Raw genomic sequence first — 18,371 nt, 5'->3', positions numbered from 1 at the left:
TGGGAAGGGCCGCGCGGTCGGGATCTTCCTCCCGCGCGGCCCGGTGGTGCTGATGCGGTGGGGCGGTCAGCCGGTGGCGGTACCGGTCTTGACGGCCTTCCAGGCGCCGTCCTTGACCTGGTAGACGGTGAGCTGCTTGTTGCCGGTGTCGCCGTACTCGTCGAAGGAGACCTTGCCGGTGATGCCCTGGAAGTCGGACTTCTGGACCTCGTCGACGATCTTGGAGCGCAGGTCGTTGATGTCGCTGGGCAGCTTGTCGCCGTTGGCGTCCTTGACGGCCTTCACGGCCTTGATGATGGCGGAGGCGGCGTCGTAGGAGTAACCGCCGTAGGCGCCGTAGTCACCCTTGTAGCCCTTGGCCTTGTAGGTCTCGACGAACTGCTTGGCGGCGGGCAGGGTGTCGACGGGGACGCCGACGGAGGTGGCGAGGTCGCCCTCGCTCGCCTTGCCCGCGGTCTCGATGTACGTGGTGGCGAACATGCCGTCGCCGCCGAAGAGGGGGATCTTCACCCCGGCGTCCTTGAGCTGCTTGGTGATCAGCGAGGACTCGTCGTACTGGCCGCCGTAGTAGAGCAGGTCGGCGCCCGAGTTCTTGATCTTGGTGACGAGCGAGCCGAAGTCCTTGTCACCGGTGTTGACGTGGTCGGTACCGGCTATCTTGCCGCCCAGCTCGGCGAACTTCTTGTTGAAGATCTTGGCGAGACCGGCGCCGTAGGTCTGCTTGTCGTCGACGACGAAGGCCTTCTTCTTCTTGAGGCCGTTGTACGCGTAGTCGGCGGCGAAGCTGCCCTGGAGGGCGTCGGTGGTGGCGGTGCGGAAGTAGCTCTTGTACGGGCGCTTCTTGTCCGTCTGCCAGTTCTTGCCCATGGTCAGCTCGGGGTTGGTGTTCGAGGGAGAGATCTCGGCCATGTTGGCCGAGTTGAACACCTGCTGCATGGACTGGGCGACGCCGGAGTTCAGGGGGCCGACCGCGCCGAGGACGGTCTTGTCGCCCACGAGGGCGGTGGCGTTCTGCTGGCCGGTGGCGGGCTGCGCCTTGTCGTCCAGGGCCTTGACCTTGAACTTGACGCCCGGGACCCAGTTGTTCTTGTTGGCGTCGTCGACGGCGACCTGAACGCCGTACTGGATGCCGAGACCGGTGGTCGAGTTCTCGCCGGACAGGGGCGCGTCGACGCCGATCGTGAAGGTCGTGCCCGAGTCGCTGTCGCTCTTGCTGCCGCTGTCGTCACGGGAGCCGCAGGCGGTGAGCGTCAGGGCTCCGGTCGTGAGAACGGAGGTGAGTATCACCAAGGAACGCTGTCGCACAATCAGTCCTCTCCGCAGGCACGTCCCGGTCTGGTGAGAACGGTGGGGTGCCGCGCTGGTACCTAACTCCCGATGGAGCGGTGACTGGCCGTGACTCTAAGCCCGGTGTGTACGTAGCGGCATCGCCGTGGGCTGGCTTGTGACTTTCTTGTTATGACGTCCTGGAGAGCGGACCTTGTCCCCGGGGATTCTTTGCCGTTTTGGCGGAATTTCCGCCCGGTCCGCATTCTGAGAACCCGCACTTCCGCTTGGCCGTGGGCCCGGGGCGCGGGGTGGCGGGCATACGGGCCCTGTTCGGGCAGGCGGAAAGGGCTTTCGGGCAGTCGCCCGGCAGCGGCAATCGACGGTGCTGTATTGCGCGCGCGTTACTTAGTGTTACGACCAGAATGGGTGGGTCCGCATTAGGGGGCAGTCCCGAACTGTCGGAAACCGATATCCGGACCGTGATCATCCGGGACGTAGTGACACGGGTGAGGAAGGGGAAATCCGGCCACCGGCACGGGCACCGCGGGCGGGACGGACGGCGGTCGGCGGCGAGGTGCGGGCCGTCCGGTTCCCGCGGTACGGACAGGCCGGAAACGGCCGCCGGTGACGGGGAGTTGGGACACGGACGTGGTGAAGGCGGCCTGCGGGGTGCCGTCGGCGGGACGGGACCGGGGCGACCGCGCCCGCGCGCTGCGGTGCTGACGGTGCGTTGCCTCGGCGGGGGCGCGTGCGCCGGGGGCCGGGAGCGGGGAAGGGCGGCTCGGGGAGCGGGTGTCGGAGAGCCGGGGAGGGGCCGCGTCCGCTGAGCGGAGGGCGGGGTTCGGTCAACGACGGTCACCGGTACGGGCGTTGACGCCCTCCGGGCGGGCAGTGGGGTGCCGGGCGGGTCCCGGGGGGTGGGGCGCGCCCGGGTCCCGCGGGGGAGCGGCCGTGGGTTCCCGCGTGCCCGAGGGGGCGGTGGCCCGTGCCGGGAAGGGAGGGGGCGGCGGGTGTCCGGGGTCCCGCCGCCGGGGTGGGGCCGGGTCAGCCCGCGGCGGGTGCCGCCTCGCCGGGACGGGCGTCGCGCAGCAGGCAGGTGAGGCGGGCCGTGCAGACGCGGCGGCCCTCCTCGTCACTGATCACGATCTCGTAGGTGGCGGTGGACCGCCCGCGGTGGACGGGCGTGGCGACACCGGTGACCAGGCCCGAGCGGGCGCCGCGGTGGTGGGTGCAGTTCAGGTCGACACCGACGGCGATCTTCGTGCTGCCGCCGTGCAGCATCGAGCCGACCGAGCCCAGGGTCTCGGCGAGCACGGCGGAGGCCCCGCCGTGCAGCAGGCCGTACGGCTGCGTGTTGCCCTCGACCGGCATGGTGCCGACCACGCGGTCGGCGGACGCCTCGACGATCTCGACGCCCATGCGGTTGCCGAGGTGCCCGGCGGAGAACAGCGCGGGCAGGTCGACGCCCAGCTCGGCGTACTCGGCGATGACCTCCCGCGGGAACTGCGTCGGCTGCTGCTCGCCCATCGTGTCCGGCTCCGTTCGTCGTGGTCGCCGCGGCCTCCCGGGCCGCCTCGCTGAGCAAACGCTCAGTCGGTCGCCGATTGTTCCAGACGCACCACCACGGACTTGCTGGCCGGGGTGTTGCTGGTGTCGGCCGTGGCGTCCAGCGGGACCAGCACGTTGGTCTCCGGGTAGTAGGCGGCGGCGCAGCCCCGCGCGGTCGGGTAGTGCACCACCCGGAAGCCGGGCGCCCGGCGCTCCACCCCGTCCCGCCACTCGCTCACCAGGTCGACGTAGGAGCCGTCGGCCACCTCCAGCGCGGCCGCGTCCTCGGGGTTGACGAGCACCACGCGGCGCCCGTTCTTGATGCCCCGGTAGCGGTCGTCCAGGCCGTAGATCGTGGTGTTGTACTGGTCGTGCGAGCGCAGGGTCTGCAGCAGCAGGCGGCCGGGCGGCAGCTCCGGGTACTCGACGGGCGCGGCGGTGAAGTTGGCCTTGCCGGTGGCGGTCGGGAAGCGGCGCTCGTCCCGGGGGCCGTGCGGGAGGGCGAAGCCGCCGGGGTGGGCCACGCGCGCGTTGAAGTCCTCGAAACCGGGGACCACGCGGGAGATCCGGTCGCGGACGGCCGAGTAGTCCTTCTCGAACTCCTCCCAGGGGACGACGCTGGCGTCGCCGAGCACCCGGCGGGCGAGGCGGCAGACGATGGCGGGCTCGGAGAGCAGTCCGGGGTGCGCGGGCGCCAGCCGTCCGCGGGAGGCGTGCACCATGCCCATGGAGTCCTCGACGGTCACGAACTGCTCGCCGCTCGCCTGGAGGTCGCGTTCGGTGCGGCCGAGGGTGGGCAGGATGAGCGCCCGCGCGCCGGTGACCACGTGCGAGCGGTTGAGCTTCGTGGAGACGTGCACGGTCAGCCGGGCGCGCCGCATGGCGGCCTCGGTGACCTCGGTGTCGGGGGAGGCGGAGACGAAGTTGCCGCCCATGGCGAAGAACATCTTGGCGTCGCCGTCGCGCAGGGCGCGGATGGCGCGGACGACGTCGTAGCCGTGCTCGCGCGGGGGAGCGAAGCCGAACTCCTTCTCCAGGGCGTCGAGGAAGGCGGGCGCGGGGCGCTCGAAGATGCCCATGGTGCGGTCGCCCTGCACGTTCGAGTGGCCGCGGACGGGGCAGACGCCCGCGCCGGGACGGCCGATGTTGCCGCGCAGCAGGAGGAAGTTGACGACCTCGCGGATGGTGGGCACGGAGTGCTTGTGCTGGGTGAGCCCCATCGCCCAGCAGACGATGGTCCGCTCCGAGGCGAGGACCATCCGCAGGGCCTCCTCGATCTCCGCGCGGTCGAGGCCGGTCGCGGCGAGCGTCTCGTCCCAGTCGGCGGCTTCGGCGGCCCGCGCGAACTCCTCGAACCCGTGGGTGTGTTCGTCGACGAACGCGGTGTCGACGGCGCCCTCGGTCTCCAGGACGAGCCGGTTCAGGAGCCGGAAGAGGGCCTGGTCGCCGCCGAGCCGGATCTGCAGGAACAGGTCGGTGAGGGCGGCGCCCTTGACCATGCCCTGCGGGGTCTGCGGGTTCTTGAACCGCTCCAGCCCGGCCTCGGGGAGCGGGTTGACGCTGATGATGCGGGCGCCGGCCGCCTTGGCCTTCTCCAGCGCGGAGAGCATGCGGGGGTGGTTGGTGCCCGGGTTCTGACCGGCCACGATGATCAGGTCGGCCTGGTACAGATCCTCCAGCAGGACGCTGCCCTTGCCGACGCCGATCGTCTCGGACAGGGCGGAGCCGGACGACTCGTGGCACATGTTCGAGCAGTCCGGGAGGTTGTTCGTGCCCAGCTCCCGGGCGAACAGCTGGTACAGGAACGCGGCCTCGTTGCTGGTGCGGCCCGAGGTGTAGAAGAGGGCCTCGTCCGGCGAGGCGAGGGCGGCGATCTCCTCGGCGACGATGTCGAAGGCGCGCTCCCAGGAGACCGGCTCGTAGCGGTCGGCGCCGTCCGGCAGGTACATGGGGTGGGTGAGCCTGCCCTGCTGCCCCAGCCAGTAGCCGCTGCGGTCGGCGAGGTCGGCCACCGGGTGGGCGGCGAAGAACTCCGGGGTGACCCGGCGCAGCGTGGCCTCCTCGGCGACCGCCTTGGCGCCGTTCTCGCAGAACTCGGCGGCGTGCCGGTGGTCGGGCTCGGGCCAGGCGCACCCCGGGCAGTCGAAGCCGTCCTTCTGGTTGACCCGCAGCAGGGTCAGCGCGGTGCGCTTGACGCCCATCTGCTGCTGGGCGATGCGCAGGGTGTGTCCGATGGCCGGGAGTCCCGCCGCCGCGTGTTTCGGCTCGGCGACCTTCGGCGCGTCCTGGACCGGATCGCCCTTGGGCGGCTTGGTGGCCATCACACACACTCCTTCGCGCGCACGTGTACAGGTACGTACTCGATCCTCGCACGTGACACCGCGGGAGGGGATGCCCCGGTGCGGGCGGGGACGGTGGGGGACCTGTGACGGCCGCGGAGCGTCCGGGCGGCCCCCGGGCGGCCGGGGCGGGACGGACTGTCAGTGCGGCGTGGCAGGATCGGGGGCGTGGCAGAGAAAGCAGCGAAGAAGACCGACAAGACCCCCGGCGGCAAGCGGCCCCGCCTGATGCTCATGGACGGGCACTCGCTGGCGTACCGCGCGTTCTTCGCGCTGCCCGCGGAGAACTTCACGACCGCGACGGGCCAGCCGACGAACGCGATCTACGGTTTCGCCTCGATGCTGGCCAACACCCTCCGTGACGAGGAGCCCACGCACTTCGCGGTGGCGTTCGACGTCTCCCGCAAGACCTGGCGCTCCGAGGAGTTCACCGAGTACAAGGCGAACCGCTCGAAGACGCCGGACGAGTTCAAGGGCCAGGTCGAGCTGATCGGCGAGGTGCTGGACGCGATGCGCGTCTCGCGGTTCGCGGTCGACGGCTTCGAGGCCGACGACGTCATCGCGACCCTCGCCACGCGCGCCGAGGCCGAGGGCTTCGAGGTGCTCATCGTCACCGGCGACCGGGACTCCTTCCAGCTCGTCAGCGAGCACACGACGGTCCTGTACCCGACGAAGGGCGTCTCCGAGCTGACCCGGTTCACTCCGGAGAAGGTCGTCGAGAAGTACGGGTTGACGCCCGCGCAGTACCCCGACTTCGCCGCCCTGCGCGGCGACCCGTCCGACAACCTGCCCGGCATCCCCGGCGTCGGCGAGAAGACGGCCGCGAAGTGGATCAACCAGTTCGGGTCGTTCGCCGAGCTGGTGGAGCGCGTCGACGAGGTGAAGGGCAAGGCCGGGCAGAACCTGCGCGACCACCTGGAGGCCGTCAAGCTGAACCGGCGGCTGACGGAGATGGTGCGCACCGTCGAGCTGCCCAAGGGCGTCACCGACCTGGAGCGGGAGCCGTACGACCGCACGGCGCTCGCGCTCGTCCTCGACACCCTGGAGATCAGGAACCCGTCGCTGCGGGAGCGGCTCCTCGCCGTGGACCCGGGCGCGGAGGAGGCCGAGGGCACCCCGCCCGCCGCGCCGGGCGTGGAGGTCGACGGCACGGTGCTCGGCACCGGGGAGCTGGCGGGCTGGCTCGACGCGCACACCGGTGAGGAGAACGGGCCGCTCGGGGTCGCGACCGTCGACACCTGGGCGCTGGGCGCCGGGTCGGTCACCGAGGTCGCGCTCGCCGCCGCCGACGGCCCGGCCGCCTGGTTCGACCCCACCGAGCTGGACGAGGCCGACGAGCGCGCCTTCGCCGGGTGGCTGGCCGACGCCGGGCGGCCCAAGGTCCTGCACAACGCCAAGGGCGTGATGCGGGTCTTCGCCGAGCACGGCTGGAGCGTCGAGGGCGTCTCCATGGACACCGCGCTCGCCGCCTACCTGGTCAAGCCCGGCCGCCGCTCCTTCGACCTGGACGCGCTCTCCCTGGAGTACCTGGGGCGTGAGCTGGCGCCCGCCGCCGCGGCCGACGGGCAGCTCGCCTTCGGCGCGGACGACGGCGCCGAGGCCGAGGCGCTGATGGTCCAGGCGCGCGCCGTCCTGGACCTGGGGGAGGCCTTCGGGGTCCGCCTCCAGGAGGTCGGCTCGGCGGACCTGCTGCGGGACATGGAGCTGCCGACGTCGGTGCTGCTGGCCCGTCTGGAGCGGCACGGCATCGCCGCCGACCGCGAGCACCTCCAGGCCATGGAGCAGATGTTCGCCGGGGCCGTCCAGCAGGCCGTGGACGAGGCGCACGCGGCCGCCGGGCACGAGTTCAACCTGGGCTCGCCCAAGCAGCTCCAGGAGGTCCTCTTCGGCGAGCTGGGCCTGCCCAAAACGAAGAAGACCAAGACCGGGTACACCACCGACGCGGACGCGCTGGCCTGGCTCGCGGGCCAGACCGAGAACGAACTCCCGGTGATCATGCTCCGCCACCGGGAGCAGGCCAAGCTGCGGGTCACCGTCGAGGGCCTGATCAAGACGATCGCCGCCGACGGCCGCATCCACACCACGTTCAACCAGACGGTCGCCGCGACCGGTCGGCTCTCCTCCACCGACCCGAACCTCCAGAACATCCCGGTCCGCACCGACGAGGGCCGCGCCATCCGCCGGGGCTTCGTGGTGGGCGAGGGCTACGAGTCCCTGATGACCGCCGACTACAGCCAGATCGAGCTGCGGGTGATGGCCCACCTCTCCGAGGACGAGGGCCTGATCGAGGCGTTCACCTCCGGCGAGGACCTCCACAACACGGTCGCCGCGCAGGTCTTCGGGGTGGACACGTCCGCGGTCGACGCGGAGATGCGCCGCAAGATCAAGGCCATGTCCTACGGGCTCGCCTACGGTCTGTCGGCGTTCGGCCTCTCCCAGCAGCTGAACATCGAGGCCGGTGAGGCGCGGGCCCTGATGGACACGTACTTCGAGCGGTTCGGCGGGGTGCGGGACTATCTGCGGCGGGCCGTGGACGAGGCGCGGGCGACGGGGTACACGGCGACCCTCTTCGGCCGCCGCCGCTATCTGCCCGACCTCAACAGCGACAACCGCCAGCGCCGCGAGGCGGCCGAGCGCATGGCCCTGAACGCGCCGATCCAGGGCACGGCGGCGGACATCGTCAAGATCGCCATGCTGAACGTGGACAAGGCGCTCCGCGCGGCCGGGCTGACCTCGCGGATGCTGCTCCAGGTGCACGACGAGATCGTGCTGGAGATCGCCCCGGGCGAACGCGAGGCGACGGAGAAGCTGGTCCGCCACGAGATGGCCGACGCGGTCCACCTGCGGGCCCCGCTGGACGTCTCGGTGGGCGTGGGCCAGAACTGGGAGTCGGCAGCGCACTGACGCGCAGCGGTCGGCCGAGGGCGCCGGCCTCGGACCCCGGGTTCGTTCTGGACCCCGGGTCCGCTTGCCGGGGCCCTGGGGAGCGGGGCCGGGGAGCGGAGAGCGGGCGGGTTTCCCTGTGCGGGACGGTGTCCGGCGGTCCGATGGTCCGGCGGGGTTCCGGTGCCCGGTGCCCGGTGCCCGGTGCCCGGTTCGCCGTCGCGGTGGCCCGGGTGTGCCGTTCCGGTCGGGCGGCGGGGTCGGCCGCGTCTGCTGGCCGGTGGCCGGTGGCCGGTGGGTGTGCCGGTGGGCTGGCGGTCCCGTGCCCGGTTCGTTGTGTGGGGGACCGTGGGCCGCTTCCGGTCGTGGCTGCCGTCACCCGCGTGGCGGTCGTGGAGGCGACCTCGGGCGGCCCGCGCCGTCAGGATGCGGGCATGGGTATACGCATGCTCAACCGCCGGCCGGTGCCCTCGCGGGGGCGGGGCGGCGCGGGGCCCGTGCCGTCACGCGGGTCCGCCCCGGTCTTCGCGAGCGCCGCGGGCACCGCACGCGTCCCGACCGGCCCCGTCGACGGACTGCGCCGCTCGGCGACCGAGCTGCGCGGACGTCTCGCCCGGGTCCGCGGCGACCTCGTCGAACCGGAGTCCTGGTACCTGTGGGCGGGGCTGCTGCGCGGGCACCTGACCACGGCCCTCGCCCGTCTCCCGAGGCCGGACCGGCGCCGTGCGCGCGGGCTCACCGTCTTCGTGGCGGCACCCGTCTCCCCGGCGCGGCCCCGGGACCGGTCCACCGGGGACTGACCGTGCGGTGACTGCGTCACCTCGTCCCCGCGCCCGCCCCCTCCCGGCGGCGGTGCAGGACGGCCGCGTGGAGGACGGCCCCCGCCAGGAGGCCCGCACCCGCCCCGAAGCACAGGGTCGGGATCAGCTCCCAGGGCCGCGCCGCCTCGCCCCGGCGTGACCACCACGCCGTCGCCCGGAACAGCGCCGCCACCGTGGCGCAGCCCGCGATCAGGGCCGTCGCCGCCGCGCGCTCCCGCGCTGAGAGCGCCGGGACGCCGGTCGGCCCGCCGGGGAGCGGGACGCGGCGCAGGGCCCGCAGGACGAAGACCCCGATGACCACCGCGGCGAGCGCCGAGCCGACGTACTGGACGTACCAGTACACCGGCGCCCCGGCGACCGTCTCGCCGAGGAACGGGACCAGCCGGGTCCCCCAGCGGCCGTGGTGGGTGAAGGCGTCCCAGCCGATGTGGGTGAGGGCGCCGAGGACCGCCGACGCGTACCAGCGGGCGGCCAGCGGCAGGCTCGGCCTGGCCGGTGCCGTGCCGCACCGCAGCAGGGCCGCCGAACGCGCCTGCCGGGCCCCGGGCAGCAGCGCCACCAGGGGTGCGCGCAGCAGCAGCCAGAGGCCGACCAGGGCCCAGCAGAACAGGACGTCGACGGTGAACACCCCGGGGACGGAGTGGGTGACCCTCCCGAACTCCATCGCCCCGGGCACCACGCCGTCCGCGTAGTAGGTGAGGTCGGGCGCGAAGGACCCGGCCACGAGGACGGCCGGGACCAGTCGGCCCCGGCCGGATCCGTCGCCGCGCACGGCGGGCAGGACGGCGGCCGCGTGGCTGAGGGTGAACGGCAACTGCGCTCCTCGGAGGGGACGTTGCCCGGCGTCCCCGGCCGGACGGTGCGTGCCGTCCAGTATGCGGGCCGCCCCGCGTCCCGGCGGTGGATGGCCGGACGGTGAATTTCGGGCGTCAACGGGTGCACGTGCAAAGCAAGTTGTCGTAGGGTCGCCTGGGCCCGCACCGTGCCGGGGAGTGCGGCTCCAGCGACGGACAAAAGCATCGATAACCTCGGCGAGGGCAACCACCGCACCACGTCGATCGTCACAGGAGTGGCGGGCCCCGCGGGCCCGCGACGGATCAGGGACGGGCACGCGGACGTGTCCACGGGAGGGGTTGGTTCACGCTATGGCGGCGCACATCGGCAGGAGGCTGCGCAAGGGGGCGGCGACAACCGCCGTGGCCGCGGCGGCGGTCGCGGCCCTGTCCGCGTCCCAGGCACCGGGAGCCGCGGTCGGTGACCACGGCAGGACCAGCGCCGCCGACGCCCAGCCCGCTCCGGACGCGGGCGGCTCCGACCAGGGCGGCGCGACCGGCAACTCGCCGTACTACACCGACCTTCCGCCGCTGAACAGCCCCAACCCCGCGCCCAGCGCCAGTGCGGGCGCCGGTACGCCGGTCGCGCAGGGCGCGGCCGAGGCGGGCATCCCCGCGACGGTCCTCGACGCCTACAAGAAGGCCGAGGCCGAACTCGCCGCGTCCAAGCCCGGCTGCAACCTGCCCTGGCAGCTCCTCGCCGCGATCGGCAAGGTGGAGTCGGGCCACGCGCGCGGCGGCCGGGTCGGCGCCGACGGCACGACGACCTCCCGGATCCTCGGCCCGCAGCTCGACGGCGACGGATTCGCGCTGATCAAGGACACCGACAACGGCCGGTACGACGGCAACAGCAGCTACGACCAGGCCGTCGGGCCGATGCAGTTCATCCCGTCCACCTGGGCGTGGGCGGGCCGCGACGGCAACGGCGACGGTCTGAAGGACCCGAACAACGTCTACGACGCGGCGCTCGCCGCCGGTCACTACCTGTGCCGCTACGACTGGGACCTCTCCGCCCAGGGCGACCTCGACCGCGCGATCCTCAGCTACAACAACTCCAGCGAATACCTGGCCACCGTCCTGTCCTGGCTGGAGTACTACCGCAAGGGCACCCACGAGATCCCGGACGGCACCGGCGGCGTCCCGTCGGGCCGCAGCGACGACGGCCGGACCGGGTCGGTGGTCCCGCGCACCCCGGTCCTGCCGACGACGCCGAGCACGCCCACGACGCCCAGCAGGCCGAGCACCCCAAGCACGCCCAGCACCCCGAGCAAGCCCTCCACGCCGCCGACGACCACCCCGCCGACGACACCGCCCACCACGCCGCCGCCCACGCCCACCGACACCGTGGACCACCTGGCCGACGCCGGGACGGCGAAGCTCACCGCGCGGGCGGGCGACGCGTTCACCAAGCGGATCAGCACCCGGGCGGAGACGGAGGCCGGGAAGGCCGTCGGCAAGGTCCGGATCCGCTACACGATCACCGGCGACACCGACACCGTCTTCACCGGCGGCGAGTCCGTCGCCACGGTGACCACCGACGCCTCGGGCGTGGCCGTCGCACCGGCCCTGAAGGCCGGGGAGAAGACCGGCGAGGTTGTCGTCAGGGCCACCGTGGTCGGCCGCACGGTCACCGGGCTCGACTACCACGCGACCGTCACCGAGCGCACCGCCGACGCCCTGGTGCGCACCGGCGACACCGCGCTCACCTGCGTCCCGGGCGGCGGGTTCGCGGACCGCGTCGAGCTGCGCGCCACCTACAAGGGGGCCGTCGCGGACCGGGTCGGGGCCACGGCGACCCTCGTCACGTCGGCCGACGACGCCACCGAGACCACCGCGGGCCCCTACTTCAAGGACGCCGACGGCAAGCCGGTGCGCACCCTGACCGGTCTGGCGACCGACGCCAAGGGCGTGCTCCTGCTGCCCGAGCTGTTCGCCGACGACACCGAGGGCACCTTCCTGCTGCGGGTCACCACCGCGGGCGGCGCCACCGTCACCGTCGAACTGAAGGTCGCGGCCGCCGACGCCTCCCCGAGCCCCTCGGCGAGCCCGTCCGCCTGACCCACCGACGAGGGCGCCCCCTCCGCCGACGCGGACGGGGCGCCCTCGCGCGTGTCCGACGTGTTCTCATCTCGCGCGCCCGTTGCTACCGTGCCGGATCTGACGCTGTATCAGTTCCCGTCCGCCGGGAGGCAGGCATGCGCGCCCTGATCGCCGCCGCGACCGGTCTCGTCCTCGCCTGCGCCCTGGTCCTTACCGTCACCGCGCTGGGCACGCCGACCGGCAGCACGTCCCCGAAGCCCCTGCTCACGACGGTCCCCGCACACCCCTGACCGCCCGAGGAGGCCGAGATGCGCCGCAAGGCCGGCCTGGTCCTGCTCGCCCTCGCGGTGTTCTGCACCGCGCTCTCCCCGCTGCTGCGCTACTACGCCTTCCCGCGCCTCGCGAAGATCCCGGCCGACCAGTACCAGGACATGGTCCTGGAGGCGAAGGACGCCACCCTCCTCGACTACGGCACCATGCGCGCGAAGCGGGTCCCCCAGGTCACCGTCGTGCAGACCCTCAAGGGCGACGTGGCGGCCGCGGAGGCGATCGAGCGCACGGCCGGCCGCGACGTCGTCGTCTGGGACTCGCTCTCCTACGTCCAGGGCCCCGACGGCGCGATGGTCTCCCGCATCCCCGAGCGGTACATCTTCGACGCCCACTCCCAGGAGCCCGTCCACGCCACCGGCGAGTCCGTCGACGGCGACCCCGTCACCCGGCGGGGCATCGAGTTCAAGTGGCCCTTCCTGACCGAGCGGCGCGACTACGAGTACTTCGACGCCCAGACCCGCACCAGCGCCCCCATCCACTACCGGGGCACCCGGGACTTCCGCGGCCTGGAGGTCTACTACTTCGAACAGACCGTCCCCTGGACCCGGGTGGCGTTCCCCAAGGTCATGCCGGTCAAGGGCATCACGCCCGCGTCGGTCGCCGCGACCGGCACCACCCGCTGGTACACCACCGTCCGCAGGTTCTGGGTCGAACCCGTCACCGGCGCCCCCGTCTACGGCGAGGAGATCCACCGGGAGGAGCTGCGCGGCGGCACCCTGCTCGGCGGCCGGGACAAGGTGACGGCGTTCGCCGGGCACGTGAAGATGCGCGAGGACTACATCGAGCACACCGTCGACCTGGTCAGGTCCAACCGCACCCTGGTGCTGCTGCTCACCTCGTACCTGCCCCGGGGCTTCCTCGCCCTCGGCGCGCTGCTGTTCGCGCTCTCCCTCGCGCTGGAGGCACGCGGCCGCCGCCCCGCGGGCCCGGCGCCCGCCGCGGAGTCCGAACCGGAGCCGGTCAGCGCCTGAGCCGGTCAGCGCCTGAGCCGGGCGTTGGTGTGCCGGGTCGGCTCGGCCGCCGCCGGGTCCTCGGGCCACGGATGCTTCGGGTACCGGCCGCGCAGCTCGGCCCGCACGGCCCGGTAGCCGTCCCGCCAGAAGGACGCCAGGTCGGCGGTGACCGCGACGGGCCGCCCGGCGGGGGAGAGGAGATGCACGAGCAGCGGCACCCCGGCGACCGCGGGCGACGCGTGCAGCCCGAACATCTCCTGCACCTTCACCGCGAGCACCGGCCGCTCCGGGTCCGTGTAGTCGACCCGGACCGCGGACCCGCTGGGCACCGTGATCCGCTCCGGCGCCAGCTCGTCGAGCCGCCCGGCCCGGCCGGACGCCCAGGGCAGCAGCCGGGTCAGCGCCCGGCCCGCGTCGATCGCGCCGAGGTCGCCGCGCCGCCGGGCCCGCCCCAGCTCGGGCTCCAGCCAGTCGTCCACGCGCGCGAGGAGGGCGTCGTCCGACACGTCGGGCCACGGGTCGCCCAGGTGCAGCCGCAGGAACGCCAGCCTCCGGCGCAGCCCCCGGGCCTCCTGCGACCAGCGCAGCAGCCCGAGCCCCTCGGCGCGCAGCCCGTCCAGCAGGGCCGCGCGGACCAGTGCGGGAGCGGGGTCGGACAGGGGCCGCGACGACAGCTCGATCGCCCCGAGCCGCCGCACCCGCCGCGCCACGACGTCGCCGTCCCGCCACCGCACCTCCCGCTCCTCCGTACGGAGGAAGGCCGCGGCCCGCAGCGCCACCTCCTCGTCGAGCGCCGCCGCGAGGCGCACGCGCGCGTGCCCGGACCCGGCCGGACGGTCGGCGACCGCCACGGCGATCCACGGCGCCCCGCGCAGCGCCGACCCCTCCGCGAGCGCGGCCCGGGTGCCGGAGGCCATCAGACAGGACCCGCCGTCCGCCCTGGCGACCCGCTCGGGGAAGGCGAGGGCGCAGACCACCCCGGCCATCCGGTCGTCGGAGAGGTTCGCGGTGTCCCAGGCCCCCGTCTCTTCCGCGCCGTCCCCCGCCCCCGGGCCGGGCGCGGACGGCGCGCGGTCGGCGGCCAGGGAGCGCAGACGGCGCGTCTCGGCGCGCCAGCGGGCCGCGTACGCGTCGCCGCCCCCGGCGCGCGGCACGCAGCGCGGCGGCCAGGTCGTCGCCGTACTCCCGGGGCGCCTCCTCGCTCAGCAGGGCCACCACCTCGGCCCCGGCGCCGTCCGTGTCCAGCAGCGCCCGGCCCAGCCGCGGGTGGACGCCGAGGCGCGCCAGCCGGATCCCGCGCCCGGTGGCCCGGCCGTCGGGGCTGACCGCGCCGACCGCCGTCAGGACCGATCTGGCCGCCGCCATCGCACCGGCGGGCGGCGGGTCGAGCAGCGCGAGCCCGGACGCGTCCGGATCGCCCCAGCAGGCCGTCTGGAGCGCGAACGCGGTCAGGTCGGCCACCTTGATCTCCGGCGCGGGGAACCGCGGCAGACGCGTGTCCTCGGCCGCCGTCCAGCACCGGTACACCGCCCCCGGGGCCTCCCGCCCGGCCCGGCCCGCCCGCTGCCGCCCCGCCGCCAGGGAGGCCCGGACGGTGGTCAGCGAGCTCAGCCCGCGCGCGTGGTCGACGCGTGGCTCCCGCGCCAGCCCCGAGTCGACGACGACCCGTACCCCCGGGACCGTCAGCGACGACTCCGCCACCGACGTCGCGAGGACCACCCGGCGCCGCGAGCCCGGCGCCAGGACGGCGTCCTGCACGGCCGCGGGCGCCCGCCCGTGCACCTGGAGCACCTCGACGCCGTCGCCGCCGCCGAACGGGGAGAGGTCGCCCAACTGCCCCGCCACGCGCGCGATCTCGCCCACGCCGGGCAGGAAGCACAGCACGTCGCCGTCCCGCTCGGCCAGCGCCCGGCGCACCACCGACGCCACGTGTGCCAGCAGCGCCGGGTCGACCCGCGCCCCGTGCGGCGGGCGGACCGGGCGGGCCGGGGGCGCCCAGACCGTCTCCACCGGATGCGCGACCCCGGCCGCCTCGACCACCGGGGCCCCGCCGAGGACCCGGGCCCAGCCCGCCGCGTCCGTGGTCGCCGACGCGGCCACCAGCCGCAGCTCGGGCCGGAGCGTCTCGCGTACGTCCCAGAGGAAGGCGGCCGCGGTGTCCGCGTCCAGATGCCGCTCGTGGCACTCGTCGAGGACCACCGCGTCGACGCCGGTCAGCTCCTGGTCCCGCTGGAGACGCTGGAGGAGCACCCCGGTCGTGACGACCTCCACGCGCGTGTGCCGCCCGACCACCCGCTCGCCGCGCACCGTGTACCCGACGCTCCCGCCGGGCTCCTCGCCCAGCAGCCACGCCATCCGCCGGGCCGCCGCGCGGGCCGCGATCCGGCGCGGCTCGGCGACCACGACCCGGCGGGCCCGGCCCCCGCCGTGCAGTCCGGCGAGGACCAGCGGCACCAGCGTCGTCTTGCCGGTGCCGGGCGGCGCGCACAGCACCGCCGCGCCGTGGCCCTCCAGGGCGTCGCGCAGCGCGGGCAGCGCGGAGCGGACCGGGAGCCGGTCGAGGTCGTCGGAGCGCCGCACGCCGTCAGTCCCGTGCGCAGACGAAGATCGCCGTCCCGGGCAGCAGGCTGCCGCGCAGCGGGGACCAGCCGCCCCACTCCGAGGTGTTCCAGGACGGCCACTCCGGCTCGACCAGGTCGACCAGCCGGAACCCGGCCGCCACCACGTCCCGCACCCGGTCGCCGAGGGTGCGGTGGTGCTCGACGTAGACCGCGTGGCCGGTGTCGTCCTGCTCGACGTAGGGCGTGCGGTCGAAGTAGGACCCGGACACCGAGAGCCCCTCGGGCCCCGGCTCGTCGGGGAACGCCCAGCGGATCGGGTGGGTCACCGAGAAGACCAGCCTGCCGCCGGGACGCAGCACCCGGCGCACCTCCCGCAGCACCACCACCGGTTCGGCGACGAACGGCAGCGCCCCGTACGCGGAGCACGCCAGGTCGAACGAGGCGTCCGCGAACGGCAGCGCGCAGGCGTCCGCGCAGACCAGCGGGAACGAGCCGCCGATCCGCAGCGCGTGCTGGAGCTGGCGGTGCGAGATGTCCAGGGCGACCGGGCGGGCCCCCTGCGCGGTCAGCCAGCGCGAGCACTGGGCGGCGCCCGCGCCCAGCTCCAGGACGTCCCGGCCGGCCAGCTCCTCGGGCGGGCCGAGCAGCTCCGCCTCCACCTCGTCCAGACCCTCGGGACCCCACACGAAGCGGTCGTCGCCGAGGAACGTGCCGTGCTCGACCTGGTACTCGTCCGCGTTCCGGTCCCACCAGCCCCGGTTGGCACGGGAGCTCTCGGCTCCGTCCGCGCCTCGTCGGACGGCCTCGGGCTCGAACGCTTCGGGCTCTTGGATGATCGGCTCCCTCGTCGTACTCTTCCCTCCACCCCGTCCCCCGACGGGTGTCACAGGAGGGGTGTCTCTGGCCGTCGTGGCCTCAGAGGACAGTTCTTGTGCCGGGTATGCGGCGATCCGCCCCGGGTGTGCGCCTTCGCGCATTGACCCTGCCCGGCTGCCCCCGTATGCTACAAGTTGCGCTGCGGGCCTGCGCACCTCAGACGTAGCAGGCTGCGCTCGCATCTGTCGTATGTCCCCTCGGTTGTCGAGGCGTCACGGTTTCCATCGTGTGTGGCGCTTCCTTGGCTGTCCGGCTTCTTCAGAGCGATACGGGCTCCCGGCGTAGCAGTACCTACGACTCAATGTCCGTACCGGAGCCCTTTCCCACATGACGAGCAGCACCGAGACCACCGCCACCACCCCGCAGGTTGCGGTCAACGACATCGGTAACGAGGAAGCCTTCCTCGCCGCGATCGACGAGACGATCAAGTACTTCAACGACGGCGACATCGTCGACGGCGTCATCGTGAAGGTCGACCGGGACGAGGTCCTGCTCGACATCGGTTACAAGACCGAAGGTGTCATCCCGAGCCGCGAGCTCTCGATCAAGCACGACGTCGACCCCAACGAGGTCGTCGCCGTCGGTGACGAGATCGAAGCCCTTGTTCTCCAGAAGGAGGACAAGGAAGGCCGCCTGATCCTCTCGAAGAAGCGCGCCCAGTACGAGCGCGCCTGGGGCACCATCGAGAAGATCAAGGAAGAGGACGGCATCGTCACCGGTACCGTCATCGAGGTCGTCAAGGGTGGTCTCATCCTCGACATCGGCCTCCGTGGCTTCCTGCCGGCCTCCCTCGTCGAGATGCGCCGTGTCCGCGACCTCCAGCCCTACGTGGGCAAGGAGCTCGAGGCCAAGATCATCGAGCTGGACAAGAACCGCAACAACGTGGTCCTGTCCCGCCGTGCCTGGCTGGAGCAGACCCAGAGCGAGGTCCGCCAGACCTTCCTCACGACCCTGCAGAAGGGCCAGGTCCGCTCCGGCGTCGTCTCCTCGATCGTCAACTTCGGTGCGTTCGTGGACCTCGGTGGCGTCGACGGTCTCGTCCACGTCTCCGAGCTCTCCTGGAAGCACATCGACCACCCGTCCGAGGTTGTCGAGGTCGGCCAGGAAGTCACCGTCGAGGTCCTCGACGTCGACATGGACCGCGAGCGTGTCTCCCTGTCGCTGAAGGCGACGCAGGAAGACCCGTGGCAGCAGTTCGCCCGCACGCACCAGATCGGGCAGGTCGTTCCCGGTAAGGTCACGAAGCTCGTTCCGTTCGGCGCGTTCGTCCGCGTCGACGAGGGCATCGAGGGTCTGGTCCACATCTCCGAGCTGGCCGAGCGCCACGTGGAGATCCCGGAGCAGGTCGTCCAGGTCAACGACGAGATCTTCGTCAAGGTCATCGACATCGACCTCGAGCGCCGCCGCATCAGCCTCTCGCTGAAGCAGGCCAACGAGTCCTTCGGTGCCGACCCGGCCTCGGTCGAGTTCGACCCGACCCTGTACGGCATGGCCGCGTCCTACGACGACCAGGGCAACTACATCTACCCCGAGGGCTTCGACCCCGAGACCAACGACTGGCTCGAGGGCTACGAGACCCAGCGCGAGGCGTGGGAGGGCCAGTACGCCGAGGCGCAGACGCGCTTCGAGCAGCACCAGGCCCAGGTCATCAAGTCCCGCGAGGCCGACGCCGCGGCCGCGGCCGAGGGCGGCGAGGCTGCCGCTCCGTCCGCCTCCGGTGGCAGCGGCGGTGGCGGCTCGTACTCCTCCGAGGGTGCGGACACGTCCGGCGCGCTCGCTTCGGACGAGGCGCTCGCCGCGCTCCGCGAGAAGCTGGCCGGCGGCCAGAGCTGACCTGCTTCCCGGGCCGCCGAGGCCCGGTTGCTCGACCGAGGGGCCGTACCCGAGAGGGTGCGGCCCCTCGGCCGTGTCCGGAAGC

General features: G+C 73.3%; 11 protein-coding genes and 1 pseudogene. 6 read left to right on the top strand and 6 right to left on the bottom strand.

Annotation, left to right across the window (positions count from 1 at the left end):
• Nucleotides 1-66: 66 nt before the first annotated feature.
• The 3 genes from GA0115242_RS14845 to GA0115242_RS14835 all read right to left on the bottom strand — a co-directional run bounded on the left by GA0115242_RS14845 (nt 67) and on the right by GA0115242_RS14835 (nt 5,138).
• Nucleotides 67-1,290 carry a branched-chain amino acid ABC transporter substrate-binding protein gene (locus GA0115242_RS14845; protein ID WP_093828498.1) on the bottom strand — a complete coding sequence of 408 codons (1,224 nt, stop codon included), beginning with the start codon at nt 1,288-1,290 and terminating at the stop codon, nt 67-69.
• A gap of 1,023 nt (nt 1,291-2,313) precedes the next feature.
• The gene (locus GA0115242_RS14840; protein WP_093828496.1) at nt 2,314-2,796 is read right to left on the bottom strand and encodes a PaaI family thioesterase; all 483 of its coding nucleotides are present in this window, start codon (nt 2,794-2,796) and stop codon (nt 2,314-2,316) included.
• 62 nt (nt 2,797-2,858) lie between these two features.
• Complete coding sequence (locus tag GA0115242_RS14835) at nt 2,859-5,138, bottom strand: FdhF/YdeP family oxidoreductase (RefSeq protein ID WP_093828494.1); 2,280 nt, start codon at nt 5,136-5,138, stop codon at nt 2,859-2,861.
• 186 nt (nt 5,139-5,324) lie between these two features.
• Between GA0115242_RS14835 and polA the strand changes: the two genes are divergently transcribed.
• Both polA and GA0115242_RS14825 read left to right on the top strand, forming a co-directional pair.
• On the top strand, nt 5,325-8,060 hold the full coding sequence (gene polA, locus GA0115242_RS14830; RefSeq protein WP_093828492.1) for a DNA polymerase I: 2,736 nt from the start codon (nt 5,325-5,327) through the stop codon (nt 8,058-8,060).
• A gap of 413 nt (nt 8,061-8,473) precedes the next feature.
• Nucleotides 8,474-8,839 (top strand): hypothetical protein, encoded by a 366-nt coding sequence (locus GA0115242_RS14825; RefSeq protein WP_093828490.1) that lies wholly within the window; start codon nt 8,474-8,476, stop codon nt 8,837-8,839.
• Between the two features lie 16 nt (nt 8,840-8,855).
• Here GA0115242_RS14825 and GA0115242_RS14820 read toward each other — a convergent pair whose 3' ends face one another.
• Nucleotides 8,856-9,674: a DUF4184 family protein gene (locus GA0115242_RS14820; RefSeq protein WP_093828488.1), complete on the bottom strand. Its 819-nt coding sequence runs from the start codon at nt 9,672-9,674 to the stop codon at nt 8,856-8,858.
• Nucleotides 9,675-10,005: 331 nt separating this feature from the next.
• Here GA0115242_RS14820 and GA0115242_RS14815 point away from each other — a divergent pair, with 331 nt between their 5' ends.
• The 3 genes from GA0115242_RS14815 (at nt 10,006) to GA0115242_RS14810 (ending at nt 13,034) form a co-directional block, all read left to right on the top strand.
• Nucleotides 10,006-11,751, top strand: coding sequence for a lytic transglycosylase domain-containing protein (locus tag GA0115242_RS14815; protein WP_093828486.1), 1,746 nt, complete (start codon nt 10,006-10,008; stop codon nt 11,749-11,751).
• Nucleotides 11,752-11,888: 137 nt separating this feature from the next.
• Nucleotides 11,889-12,023: an SPW_0924 family protein gene (locus GA0115242_RS39880; protein WP_107461415.1), complete on the top strand. Its 135-nt coding sequence runs from the start codon at nt 11,889-11,891 to the stop codon at nt 12,021-12,023.
• An 18-nt stretch (nt 12,024-12,041) separates the two neighbouring features.
• Nucleotides 12,042-13,034 carry a DUF3068 domain-containing protein gene (locus GA0115242_RS14810; RefSeq protein WP_093828484.1) on the top strand — a complete coding sequence of 331 codons (993 nt, stop codon included), beginning with the start codon at nt 12,042-12,044 and terminating at the stop codon, nt 13,032-13,034.
• A 5-nt stretch (nt 13,035-13,039) separates the two neighbouring features.
• On the opposite strand, the pseudogene hrpB reads toward GA0115242_RS14810, so the two are convergent.
• Nucleotides 13,040-15,596, bottom strand: a pseudogene (hrpB, locus tag GA0115242_RS14805) (ATP-dependent helicase HrpB).
• A 4-nt stretch (nt 15,597-15,600) separates the two neighbouring features.
• Nucleotides 15,601-16,410 carry a class I SAM-dependent methyltransferase gene (locus GA0115242_RS14800; protein ID WP_370672284.1) on the bottom strand — a complete coding sequence of 270 codons (810 nt, stop codon included), beginning with the start codon at nt 16,408-16,410 and terminating at the stop codon, nt 15,601-15,603.
• A gap of 370 nt (nt 16,411-16,780) precedes the next feature.
• On the opposite strand from GA0115242_RS14800, the gene rpsA reads away from it, so the two are divergent.
• The gene (gene rpsA, locus GA0115242_RS14795) at nt 16,781-18,286 is read left to right on the top strand and encodes a 30S ribosomal protein S1 (protein ID WP_093828480.1); all 1,506 of its coding nucleotides are present in this window, start codon (nt 16,781-16,783) and stop codon (nt 18,284-18,286) included.
• The last annotated feature ends 85 nt before the right edge of the window (nt 18,287-18,371 follow it).

This window comes from Streptomyces sp. SolWspMP-5a-2, assembly GCF_900091845.1.
Taxonomy (GTDB): Bacteria; Actinomycetota; Actinomycetes; order Streptomycetales; family Streptomycetaceae; genus Streptomyces; species Streptomyces doudnae.
Note: the sequence above shows the minus strand (reverse complement) of the source record. Positions and strands in the feature narration are given on the sequence as shown.